Here is an 11,284-nt window from a genome sequence, read left to right on the forward strand (position 1 = left end):
TACGCCTGCAGCGCTTCGGGTAATCGTCTTGGTCGGGCGATAGGTGCCTCCCATCTTTAGGTTTTACTTTAAAGTGGAATTATAACCCCATACTATTGATAAGAAAACTTACTGTGATTGGTATAATACCCCGTTCACTTGGACGAAACAAGTCGCGTCTAATTTTGGCGGTACGCGTAATGGTATGGTGGTCAGTTGGCCCGCGGGTATCAAAGCAAAAAATGAAGTGCGTTCGCAGTTTCATCATGTGATCGATATTGCCCCCACTATTTATGCAGCCGTCGGTGTTCCCGCTCCCCGCGTCGTTGATGGCATAGAACAACGACCTATGGAAGGGGTCAGCATAAATTACTCGTTTGACGAAGCGAGCGCACCCGACACCCACAAGACACAGTATTTTGAAATGTTTGGTAACAGGGCCATTTACCATGATGGCTGGTTTGCAGGCACTATTCACAGGCTACCTTGGGAAACAACACCATTACATCCGTTAGCGGGTGATGTTTGGCAACTTTACAATGTCAATGACGATTTTAGCCAAGCCAACAATTTGGTGGATAAAAATCCTGAAAAACTGGCGAAACTGCAAAAGAAATTCATGGAAGAGGCAGTGAAGTATAACGTGTTGCCGATTGATGACCGTAGCATCGAACGCTTTGATCCAGCGATTGCGGGTCGCCCTGATCTGATGAATGGAAAGACTAGCTTAACCTTGTATGAAGGTGCGAAAGGCATACCCGAAAATGCGTTTATTAACATCAAAAATACCTCGCTGACTATTAACGCTGACGTCGATGTGCCAGCCAATGCTTCTGGCGTATTACTTTGCCAGGGGGGTGATTTTGGCGGCTGGACGTTTTACATGAAGGACGGTAAGCCCGTTTACGCCTATAACTGGTTGGGACTGAAGCAATTCACGATTGCCTCAAAACAGAAGGTTACTGCTGGCAAACATACCCTCAAGTTTGATTTTGCTTATGATGGCGGCAGAGGTGCGGGTGGTACAGGTAGTATTTTCCTGGATGGAAAGAAAATAGGCGAAGGCAAAATTGGCAAAACCCATAGCAATATTTTTGGGATAGATGAAACGGCTGATGTCGGCGTAGATGAAAATACCCCTGTGAATCCCGCTTACAAAGGCAAAAGCAAGTTCACGGGTAAGATTGATAAAATAACCGTTGAAACATTTCCTGCTAAGAAAATAGCCGGGTAAGCAAGTAGCAAGTAGCGGGAGAATTCATACCACGATTCTCCCGTATTCCGTTACACTCCATACGGGCTACTTACTGAAATAGCACTTGAATAGCCTGAGTTCGGCACAAAAAATAGACATGTAGGGGCAATCCCTTGTGGTTGCCCTGTTAAATACATTCCTGTTTAAAGGTAACCGGCAAGGAAATGGGTATTCGCAAGGGCAACCACAAGGGATTGCCCCTACATCTGGAAAGCCCCTGAATCTTATTCCAAACGGAGGTTAACTTAACCTGCGAGATATTTTAAAATAAGGGAACTATGGAGTTCGTAGTATGCTGAAATTTATCAAAGTGTCATTGCTGGTATTGACACTGATAGGTATCACTGCCTGGGCTGTTTTGGCTATTTATTTCGGTGATTCCCATAGTAGCATTGTTCAGGCCTGTGTAGCCGTAGTATTCGGCTTGTTTGGTCTGGTGACGTTGGCCAGTTTAGGCTTTGCACGTTGGCGTAGGCGAGCATTAGTAGCCTATTCAATCTTATTTTTTCTGATCCTGATCTGGTGGTTGTTTGCTGTTAGCCCATCAAATGAACGGCAATGGCAATCTGATGTGAGCAAACTGCCCTATGCCACAGTCGAGGGTGATACCGTTACAGTCCATGATATTCGCAATTTTGATTACCGCAGTGAATTTGACTTTTCACCAGCCTATTACACCAAAACCTTTGATTTAAATAAGATTGAGGGTGTCGATCTGTTTGCAGTTTATTGGATGGGGCTTGCCATTGCCCATACGATTATGAGCTTTAATTTCGGCGAAAAGGAGTATCTGGCTATTTCAATAGAAGCCCGCAAAGAGTTGAATGAAGGCTATTCTACGATCAAGGGTTTTTTCCGGCAGTATGAACTCATGTACATCGTGGCGGACGAACGCGATGTGATTCGTTTGCGTACCAATTATCGTAAAAATCCTACGGAAGATGTTTACCTTTATCGTCTACAAGGGCCTAAAGAAAATGCTCGTCGCTTGTTTCTTGAATACCTGCGAAAAATTAATGAATTACACGATAAACCGGCGTTTTATAATAGCTTGCTGGATAATTGCACCACGGCTATCTGGTTTAACACACGGGTCAATCCAGGACATCTGCCGTTTTCCTGGAAAATTCTGTTGAGCGGTTATGTGCCGGAGTATCTTTATGAATCTCAGCGGCTTGATACTCGAATCCCTTTTCTCGATTTGCAAAGGCAAGCGCATATCAATCCAGCGGCTCAGGCTGCCGATCAGTCGCCTGATTTTTCACAGCGTATTCGGGCGGCTTATGATAAGCTGCAGATACAGTGATGGGGTGTTTTTAAGCAGGAAATCTGGATGGACGATAATCAAAATTTCTGGCACTGAGTGAATTTGCCTTACCATGGCAGCCGGAAAGGATACTCATTCAGTTTTCTTTGTTCATCGTTTAATAACGATGTAGCATTTTTACTGTAACTTTTAATGAAATTACCCTCCCCACACAACACACTGGAATAAAAATCATGAATAAACGATCTAACATGTTCACTGTAAAAACCGGAGGGCTATTGTCATCTCTTGCAATCGCCATACTTTTGTCCGGTTGCGCAAGTATCGGTAAAGGCGCGGCGGAAGCCGTTCTGGAAAAATCCGAAAATGAAGATACCCGGCTATGCCAGGTGTGGGGCAAACCTTTTGCCGGTATTGAAGCCGATTTGGCCAAGAAGAAAGGAAAAACCAAGGTACTGTTTGTTCATGGCGTAGGCGATCATATACCGGGGTATACCACCCAATTTCTGGAGAAATTGGCCAAGGAATTAAACCTGAACGTGCGTTCGGAAGGCCCGAAAAATATTGAACTGAATACACCTTTGCTGCCGGGCAAGGAACTCGGCAATTTGCGGGTAAGCCACCTGCTCAATGAGCAGCATGACAAAGAACTTACCTTTTACGAACTCACCTGGTCGGAAATTACCCGACAAGAAAAAGCCCTGTTGAACTTCGATACTTCGGGAGAATATGATTTCCGCAGAGCCAGGATCAACGCCATGTTGAAGAAATTTAGCAATGATACCGGCCCCGATCCCATTATTTATCTTGGACAAAGCAGAGTGCCAATTTTGGCTGCATTCTCGCAGTCGTTCTGTTGGATGGCCACAGGCGAGTGGGAGGAACTTCCGAAAAGTGGTAAACATGCCTGCACGGGCCTGAAAGATACCAATGCCGGCCAGATCGCTAATGATGATTATGTAATTATTTCTCATAGCCTGGGTAGTCGTATCGCGATTGATGGTATGCAACGTATTGCTTCCTTGCTGGCATCACCGCAAAAATATGCCCCTGCAAACCAAAAAATTATCCTTTCTACAAAAGCAATTCAGGCATTGCAAAACAAGCGCATCCCCATTTTCATGCTGTCCAACCAGCTCCCCATGCTGCAATTGGGCCGGGAACTTCCCGAAGTGGCGGGACAGGAAGCGAATTATTGTGACCCTAAAGGCGCTGATTATAAAAAGCGTATGGTTAGTGAAACCGATATTATTGCCTTTAGTGATCCCAATGACCTGTTAAGTTATGGAATACCGCCCGGATTTTCTGAAAAATATATTGACTCCAGACTTTGTGCCAAGATCACCAATGTCAATATCAATATAGCCAAAATCATGGATGCCTTCGGTATGACCGATCTTGCCAATCCCATGCAAGCCCATGTCGGTTATGATACAGATGATCGGGTTATTGCCTTGATTGCCAAAGGCATTGGCAACGCTGGCACTTCGCCGCTAATTAAGCAACGCTGCGAGTTTACAAAAGAAATAAAGTGAGCGTGATAGTTTCCCTTTACAACCACTGGGGTATTCTATATATGTTTCTAAGTAGTGAAAAAAACTGGTCTACCGTTGGTTAGCTCTATTAAACCGGAGCAATCTTGCCCAGCATGGCGGCAACACTGCCCTGAGGGTGATGGCTTCATAATTGTAATAAATAGTTTTTCAACAATTTGATTTTATTGTTCTGCTTTAGGAGACCAGGTTAAAGGTATTAATCATAAGGAGTAAGAAAATGAAGCATCGCTTTGCAAGAAACGCTCAGTCAGCGCTCTTGATATCAACATTGGTGATATTGGTGGGAGGCTGTTCAACGCAACAGGCCGCATCACTGCCGGAACCGCAAGTGCAGCCAGCACCCTCCGTCGAATCCAATCCAGTTGAACCGTTTCCCATGGAACCAAAAGCAATGGATGCGCTACGGAAAATGGGGGGATTTCTGCGGACACTGAAAACCTTTGAGGTCAGATTCAAGGTATCCAAGGATGAGGTTCTCGATTCGGGCCAGAAAGTCATGGTCGACGGAATCTCCGAACTGACGGTGCAAGCACCTAGCCGCCTTCATTTCTCGACCAAGATTGACGAGGCCCATCGCGACCTACAGTTTTTCTACGATGGCAAGGCGTTCACTATCTACGGGAACACTAACAAGTTCTACGCATCGGTGGCCGCTCCCGCCACCACCCATGAATTACTGGACGTGGCCGAAGAACGCTACGACATAGACTTGCCGTTTAGGGACTTGTTCAGTTGGGGTACCGACAAAGCAGACATAACCGCAATACAATCGGCGATTTATATTGGCCCGACCAAAATTAACGATGTACCCTGCGATCATTATGCGTTCCGAAATGTGGACGTAGACTGGCAGATATGGATCGAACAGGGCAAGACACCGTTACCCAGAAAGCTGGTTATTACGACCAAGGAGGAAGAAGGGCATCCCCAGTATGTGTCAGTTATGGACTGGAATCTAGCGCCGAAGATTAACAAGCAATTATTCACTTTTGTTCCACCGAAGGATGCGCACAAGATTGAATTCGCCGTAGTTGAAGTTGCGACTGAAAACACGAAATAGGAAACTGGAGATCACCATGAAAAATTTAAAACTATTCACCCGGTCTGTCACCCTGGTTGCGACCATGAGCCTTGTCATCGGAAGCGGCTGGATGCTGCCCACAGGACGCAGTGGCTTGGCAAGGGCGAGGTGGTACGCGTGCCAACGTTTAATCGCGGCGGTAATTTCAATCGCGGCGCCAATGTCAATCGAAACGCCAATATTAACCGCAACACCAATATCAACCGGAACACCAACGTGAATGTCAACCGTAACGTTAATGTTCACGGCGGTTACTACGGTGGTGGTTACTATCATAACGACGGGATCGGTGTCGGCGGTGCAATTGCTATCGGAGTCGCAGGGATGGCGGTTGGATCGATGATAACGGCGGCTTCACTGCCCCGATCTTGCAGTATGGTGGGAATCAATGGCATTACCTACCAGCAGTGTGGCAGCACTTGGTACCAACCGCAATATTCTGGATCGCAAGTCAATTATATCGTAGTCAATCCGCCTCGGTGAGATTGGCAGGCTGAGAAATAGTGGTTTATGCTCGTCGAAAAAATAGGGGCATAATAAGTTGGCACATAAAACAAAAATATATTTTTGTCAGAAATAACATAAGAAAGGGGAGATTCGAAATGAAGAAAAGAAAATTTCCAAATTACGTCGTAATGCTTAGTCTTTTATTTACAGGCTTGGCAAGTGCAGGCGTTACTGAAGAGGATTTCAAGGCAAAATCCACACGCAATTTAATTAATCTTTGCACCGCTTCCCCGCAAGATGTTCATTACGGAGATGCCATTCACTTTTGCCATGGTTATTTAGTCGGTGCATTTCATTACCATACCTCTGCAGTTTCCAATGATCCTAATAAACAGTTAGTTTGTTTTCCGGATCCAAAACCTAGTCGTAATGAGTCCATTAACATGTTCGTTGCATGGGCTTTGAATCATCCTGAATTTATGAATGAAGTCCCGGTTGACACAGAGTTCAGATTTTTGGCCGAAAAATTTCCTTGTAAAAAATAGCAATGACTATTCTGGAGATAGATGATATGAAAATTTTTGCGTTTTTATTGATAGCGGTTTTGGCCTTTAATTTAACCGGTTGTGCTGGACTATCGGACACCCAACAACGTAGTGTTACCGGTGGCTTAGGTGGCGCTGCCGGTGGCGCCGTTATTGGTGCTATCGCTGGCAATGCCGGGATGGGTGCGCTCATTGGCGGAGCAGTGGGCACGGCTGGAGGCTTTTTATATGGTAAACATAAAGAAAGTGAACAAAAGGCATATGAGCAAGGACGCAAAGATGCACAGCGGTAAATATGCACTGATCACACTGACTTTTTAATGGCTTGGCCAATTAGCCCCGCAATTAACTGGTTTGGGTTAATTGCAAGAGTTCCCAGCGTTGTTTGGTATTGAGGAGAATACTAATACTGTCGATGAACATACAAGCACACGAAACCGGGCAACATGCCCAATGCCGTTAAGTTAAGAAAAAATACGTCGTTCCGGCATGGATTGCCGGAAACCAAGGATGGCATCTAGGCACAAGTCCCTGTGAACTGGATACCGGCAATCCATGCCGGTATGACGGCTTAACTTAACGGCATTAGGCAACATGCCCCGCCCGGCTTCCTGCACATTTGTACTTTTTAACTTAGCGCTTGGATTGCCTCAATTTATTTTAAGCAGCTAACTTACGGCATTCGTCCGCACATTTGCGGCAAGATTGAGCACAATGTTGACAATGATCCATATCGTGTTTAGAGCATTGGTCGTGACACCATTCGCAAATATCAGCACACAAAGAGCAGTATTGCTTTGCATATTTGCTATTCCGGGCTAACGCCCGCATACATTGCAGACAGATTTCTAAACATTCATAGCAGCAATTTGGACAATCATTATGGCTTTGTTTGCCCAGCATCGCGTTCAAACAAACTTCACATTCGATCGCACATTCCTGACAAGCCTCAATACAACTTAAATAGGATTCTGGTACTGATTTGTGCATAACTCCCCCTCATTGAAATAGTTTTGATAAGTTTTCATCAATGCTTCAAGGCAGTTCTTGCAAATCATTAATTGTATGGATTAACAAATAACGCTCAATCAATAACCCAAAAACTTACTTATGCATTACGCCCAATGATAAACACATCAAAATAGGTGTCAACTCTATTTTGTTAATTTCTTAGGCTTTGTGCGCTGTAAACTGTTAATTTGTAAAAAGGATGACTAAATGATTTCATCATTTATGAATGGTGTATGAATATGGATAACAAGACAAACAAACAAGATTAGGAATCCCTTAAAACCCTTAACGGCGGACTATTGACCACATGGCGCACTCCCCAACAACCTGCTGCTCCCACCGCGAATGCACCTATTAACGGTAAGGCAATCCATAAATACAAGGTAGGGCGGTAATCCATATTCAGCGCTTTAGAGTACAAAGCATAGAGTAGGGACTCGGAAATAATCACCGCCAATATGCCCGAAACCAGGCCCAGCAAGGTAAACTCTATGATGTGCGTTACCCTCAACAGGGAACGGTTAGCACCGAATGTACGCAGCAGCGCACTCTCATAGATACGGTTGTCCAAAGTCGAATAAATTGCCGAAAACAAGACGGTAAAACCTGCCATAAGCGCGAAATACAGCAGGTAATTAATGGCCTGGGTCAATTGCGTGAGTAGTGTTTTAAATTGTTTTAATATTAAATCGACTTCAAGGATCGTCATTGCCGGATATTTTTTTACCAGTTGGTTTAAATAGGTTTTTTTACTGTCTGGGAGATAAAAACTGGTGATAAAAGTACCTGGAAAAGACACCAAGGTTCCCGGTGAAAAAATCATGTAGAAGTTTGGCTTCATGGTATCCCATTGCAGCGCCCGAATACTACTAACTGTTACTGTTAGCTCCTGTCCGCCCACGATAAACTTTAATCGGTCGCCGAGATTGATTTTCAGGCTGTTCGCCAATTTTTGCTCAACTGAAACCAAACCTTTTTTTTCAGGCGACCACCATGTACCGGCAATAATTTTATTTTCTTCGGGCAGGGTTTCCGTCCAAGTCAAGCTAAGCTCCCTATGGGTGGCGCTTTCCCCTTGACTATCCTTGGTGACAATTTTTCGCACGGGCACACCATTGATTTCAGTTAGCCGTCCCCTTATGACCGGGCAAAATCGGCTACCTTCAATGCCTTGCTCTTGCAATTCCTTTTGCAGCGTGGTCAATTGTTCAGGAAAAATATTAAAGGCGAAATGGTTAGGTGCATGTTCGGGCAATTGTTTTTGCCAGTTTTCGATCAAATCGCTACGCACAGTGAAACTCAGCGCCATCGCAACCAGCGTTATACTGAAAGCAAGAATTTGACTGACAGTCGCATGGCTATTCCTCAACAAGCCCTGCAAGCCGAAGCGCCAATTCATGGACATGGCTGGTAAAGACCGCCGTGCTAGCGTCAGGATAAGGTGAACCAGTAATCCGAGCATCAGCAATAACACCAGACCTGCACAGAAAATGGTGACCGTCATGTTAAGATCTTCCGTGTATCGCCAAATGAGTACACCCACAATACCAGCAGCCAAACCGTAAACTAACCATGCGCTGCTAGGCAAGGGTTCCAAGTCCCGGCGCAATACCCTGGCTGGGGAAGTTTTTTTAAGACGAAGTAAGGGCGGTAAGGCGAACCCTATCAACACCGTCATACCCGTAATCAGGCCAAAGAAAACCGCCAGCCATCCGGGATTGGCAACGCTTTGGGGCAACAGGTTCCTTAATAGCTTGAATAGCATTTCCTGAACAAACCAGCCCAATAAGCAGCCTAAAGCGCTGGTCAATAATCCCAGAATCAAAAATTGACTGGTAAACAGCCAGAGCACATCGCTTTGCTTACTTCCCAGGCAGCGCAGTATGGCAGTCGCATCCAGGTGACGTTCGGTGTAACGCCGTGTTGCCATGGCAATAGCAACACCGGAAATAATAATGACAACAATACTGGATAAGCCCAAATAACGTTCGGCGCGGTTCAGTGCCGAACCCAGCTCAGGGCGGTCTTCATGAATATCCATGATGCGTTGGGCAAGATTCAACTGGGGTTTAACCCAGCGTTTGAATTTAGTCAGTTGCGATAACTCTCCACTGAACTGAAAAAAATAATGTACGTGACTGCCAGGTTGGATGACTCCGGTTTCCTGTAAATCCTGTTTATTTATCATCACACGCGGCGAAAAACTGTAAAGATCGCCCTGCTTATCCGGCTCATAGGTAATAATTTTTCTGACCACCAGTTTTTTTTCACCGACAGTGATGGGATCGCCTATGCTGAGTTTAAGCGCTGATAAGACACGTTTTTCCACCCATGCAAATCCGGGTTCCGGCCCATTGTGTTCGATAGTTTCGGCTGAGTAATCCGATGGGGTGGTTTTCAAAAAGCCCCGTAGGGGATAACCTGCACTGACTGCTTTGATACCTGCGAGCAATAGTTCATCATGTTCAATCAAGACACTGGGAAATTCGGCAGCTTGGGCTTGTGCTAAATGCAGTTGTTTAGCTTTTTCTAACCAGGATTCAGGAAGGGTTGCATGGCTGGTTATGACCAAATCAGCCGCCAGAAATTCAGCGGTTTGGTCGGTCATCGTGCGTTCCAAACGGTCTGAGAACAACGCAATGGCGGTCGAACTGGTGACCGCAATCAGCAACGCCAGAAACAGGATGGTCAGTTCTCCCGCACGGCTATCCCGCCATAGCAAGCGCAGGGCGAGGCCAAATGGCTTCATACTATCCTCCCGGCAGCCAGTTTGATGATGCGTTGACAGCGACTTGCGAGTGATTGGTCGTGGGTCACCAGAATCAGGGTCGTGTTGTTTTCCTGATTCAGTTCAAATAACAAATCAATGATATTTGCCCCAGTTTTGCTGTCCAGATTCCCGGTCGGCTCATCGGCAAACAATACCGCAGGCCTGGACACAAAGGCCCGCGCTAAAGCCACACGTTGTTGTTCACCGCCGGAAAGTTGTCTGGGCGTGTGGGTCAGGCGTTCAGACAAGCCCACCCGCTTCAATAAGTCGATGGCGGCATTCCTGGTATTTTTGTCTCTCCTCAACTCCAATGGCAACATCACATTTTCCAGTGCGGTAAGCCCTTGCAGCAGTTGAAATGACTGGAACACAAAGCCGACTAGCTGATTACGCATCGCAGCCCTGCCATCTTCGTCCATGCGGGTCAGGGATTTGCCATCCAGGGTAATTGAACCCGTTGTCGGGGTATCCAGCCCTGCCAACAAACTGATTAAAGTCGATTTCCCGGAACCGGATTCCCCAGCAATGGCAACGCTCTCACCGAATTCGACCAGTAAATTAATGCCTGACAAGATATGCAGCGTTCCATTGGAAGTCTTGACGGATTTGCCCAGGTTTTCAGTTACAATGATCTTTGTTGATTTGTGAGTTAGCGCCATGCTTAAGTTTTTAGTTGCGAGTGTCATTTCGTTAGTATCGGTGTCTGTCGTGGCAAAATCAATTGTTGTGTTGGGCGATAGCATCAGCGCGGCTTATGGCATTGAAGTGGGACAGGGATGGGTGGCGTTGGTTCAGGGCAAGTTGCAAGAAAAGCACAGTGACTACACCGTCAACAACGAGAGTATCAGCGGCGACACCAGCGCGGGAGGATTGGCACGGGTTGACGATGTGCTGTCCAGGCACAAGCCCAGCGTCGTCGTCATAGAGCTGGGCGCCAATGATGGTTTGCGGGGACTGTCGCCCACTATCCTTAAAAATAATCTTGCCGAAATCGCCCGTCGCGCCCAGAAATCCGGTGCCAGGGTATTATTGCTCAGTATGCGAATTCCTCCTAATTATGGTAAACGCTACACTGAGATGTTTTACAATGTTTATCCGCAATTGTCCAAGGAACTGGGCGTACCTTATGTGCCTTTTATTCTTGAGGATGTCGCCTTGGCGAAGCAATTGATGCAGCAAGACGGTTTACATCCCAATGATAAGGCCCAGGCCATCATTGCCGATAAAATATGGCCGCATTTGTTGCAATTATTAACTCATGTTACGCACCCATAGTTGAAGTAAACTATAAGGATGAATACAGAACTGTTAGAAATATATAGCGATTACTTATTGAGTTCATTTGGTCAAACGACGGCGACCGGGTTGTCCAG

Annotated in this window: 12 protein-coding genes; 8 read left to right on the forward strand and 4 right to left on the reverse strand. The window is 45.9% G+C overall.

The annotated features are described in order from the left end of the window. Positions 1 to 184 precede the first annotated feature (184 nt). From ACLQ6D_RS14525 to ACLQ6D_RS14555, 7 genes are all read left to right on the forward strand, one after another. A complete protein-coding gene (locus ACLQ6D_RS14525; protein ID WP_411728031.1) occupies positions 185 to 1,213 on the forward strand; it encodes a hypothetical protein in 1,029 nt (342 codons plus the stop codon). Positions 1,214 to 1,526: 313 nt separating this feature from the next. Further along, entirely contained in the window at positions 1,527 to 2,540 is a 1,014-nt protein-coding gene (locus tag ACLQ6D_RS14530) for a DUF4105 domain-containing protein (protein WP_411728032.1), read from the forward strand. A 194-nt stretch (positions 2,541 to 2,734) separates the two neighbouring features. Next, positions 2,735 to 4,036, forward strand: a complete 1,302-nt coding sequence (locus tag ACLQ6D_RS14535; protein WP_411728033.1) for a hypothetical protein — start codon at positions 2,735 to 2,737, stop codon at positions 4,034 to 4,036. Positions 4,037 to 4,274: 238 nt separating this feature from the next. Next, positions 4,275 to 5,117 (forward strand): DUF2092 domain-containing protein, encoded by an 843-nt coding sequence (locus ACLQ6D_RS14540; RefSeq protein ID WP_411728034.1) that lies wholly within the window; start codon positions 4,275 to 4,277, stop codon positions 5,115 to 5,117. 138 nt (positions 5,118 to 5,255) lie between these two features. After that, positions 5,256 to 5,621: a DUF6515 family protein gene (locus tag ACLQ6D_RS14545; protein ID WP_411728035.1), complete on the forward strand. Its 366-nt coding sequence runs from the start codon at positions 5,256 to 5,258 to the stop codon at positions 5,619 to 5,621. Positions 5,622 to 5,740: 119 nt separating this feature from the next. Next, positions 5,741 to 6,130 carry a Rap1a/Tai family immunity protein gene (locus tag ACLQ6D_RS14550; protein WP_411728036.1) on the forward strand — a complete coding sequence of 130 codons (390 nt, stop codon included), beginning with the start codon at positions 5,741 to 5,743 and terminating at the stop codon, positions 6,128 to 6,130. Between the two features lie 26 nt (positions 6,131 to 6,156). Beyond that, the gene (locus ACLQ6D_RS14555) at positions 6,157 to 6,423 is read left to right on the forward strand and encodes a YMGG-like glycine zipper-containing protein (RefSeq protein ID WP_411728037.1); all 267 of its coding nucleotides are present in this window, start codon (positions 6,157 to 6,159) and stop codon (positions 6,421 to 6,423) included. 171 nt (positions 6,424 to 6,594) lie between these two features. Here ACLQ6D_RS14555 and ACLQ6D_RS14560 read toward each other — a convergent pair whose 3' ends face one another. From ACLQ6D_RS14560 to ACLQ6D_RS14575, 4 genes are all read right to left on the reverse strand, one after another. Further along, positions 6,595 to 6,747: a hypothetical protein gene (locus tag ACLQ6D_RS14560; RefSeq protein ID WP_411728038.1), complete on the reverse strand. Its 153-nt coding sequence runs from the start codon at positions 6,745 to 6,747 to the stop codon at positions 6,595 to 6,597. Positions 6,748 to 6,790: 43 nt separating this feature from the next. Next, positions 6,791 to 7,120, reverse strand: a complete 330-nt coding sequence (locus ACLQ6D_RS14565) for a four-helix bundle copper-binding protein (protein WP_411728039.1) — start codon at positions 7,118 to 7,120, stop codon at positions 6,791 to 6,793. A gap of 286 nt (positions 7,121 to 7,406) precedes the next feature. Beyond that, positions 7,407 to 9,890, reverse strand: coding sequence for an ABC transporter permease (locus ACLQ6D_RS14570; RefSeq protein ID WP_411728040.1), 2,484 nt, complete (start codon positions 9,888 to 9,890; stop codon positions 7,407 to 7,409). Then, positions 9,887 to 10,597, reverse strand: a complete 711-nt coding sequence (locus ACLQ6D_RS14575) for an ABC transporter ATP-binding protein (protein ID WP_411728041.1) — start codon at positions 10,595 to 10,597, stop codon at positions 9,887 to 9,889. Before ACLQ6D_RS14575 ends, ACLQ6D_RS14570 begins: the two co-directional genes overlap by 4 nt. Here ACLQ6D_RS14575 and ACLQ6D_RS14580 point away from each other — a divergent pair. After that, positions 10,569 to 11,186 carry an arylesterase gene (locus ACLQ6D_RS14580; protein ID WP_411728042.1) on the forward strand — a complete coding sequence of 206 codons (618 nt, stop codon included), beginning with the start codon at positions 10,569 to 10,571 and terminating at the stop codon, positions 11,184 to 11,186. The genes ACLQ6D_RS14575 and ACLQ6D_RS14580 overlap by 29 nt on opposite strands. Positions 11,187 to 11,284 lie beyond the last annotated feature (98 nt).

This window comes from Methyloglobulus sp. (assembly GCF_046714055.1).
GTDB lineage: Bacteria > Pseudomonadota > Gammaproteobacteria > Methylococcales > Methylomonadaceae > Methyloglobulus.

What these genes read in the sequence shown, in the direction of transcription:
- ACLQ6D_RS14540 (WP_411728034.1), top strand. Translation starts at nt 4,275, where the DNA reads ATGAAGCATCGCTTTGCAAGAAACGCTCAGTCAGCGCTCTTGATATCA.
- ACLQ6D_RS14525 (WP_411728031.1), top strand. Translation starts at nt 185, where the DNA reads ATGGTGGTCAGTTGGCCCGCGGGTATCAAAGCAAAAAATGAAGTGCGT.
- ACLQ6D_RS14580 (WP_411728042.1), top strand. Translation starts at nt 10,569, where the DNA reads ATGCTTAAGTTTTTAGTTGCGAGTGTCATTTCGTTAGTATCGGTGTCT.
- ACLQ6D_RS14530 (WP_411728032.1), top strand. Translation starts at nt 1,527, where the DNA reads ATGCTGAAATTTATCAAAGTGTCATTGCTGGTATTGACACTGATAGGT.
- ACLQ6D_RS14575 (WP_411728041.1), bottom strand. Translation starts at nt 10,597, where the DNA reads ATGACACTCGCAACTAAAAACTTAAGCATGGCGCTAACTCACAAATCA.
- ACLQ6D_RS14535 (WP_411728033.1), top strand. Translation starts at nt 2,735, where the DNA reads ATGAATAAACGATCTAACATGTTCACTGTAAAAACCGGAGGGCTATTG.
- ACLQ6D_RS14550 (WP_411728036.1), top strand. Translation starts at nt 5,741, where the DNA reads ATGAAGAAAAGAAAATTTCCAAATTACGTCGTAATGCTTAGTCTTTTA.
- ACLQ6D_RS14565 (WP_411728039.1), bottom strand. Translation starts at nt 7,120, where the DNA reads ATGCACAAATCAGTACCAGAATCCTATTTAAGTTGTATTGAGGCTTGT.
- ACLQ6D_RS14555 (WP_411728037.1), top strand. Translation starts at nt 6,157, where the DNA reads ATGAAAATTTTTGCGTTTTTATTGATAGCGGTTTTGGCCTTTAATTTA.
- ACLQ6D_RS14570 (WP_411728040.1), bottom strand. Translation starts at nt 9,890, where the DNA reads ATGAAGCCATTTGGCCTCGCCCTGCGCTTGCTATGGCGGGATAGCCGT.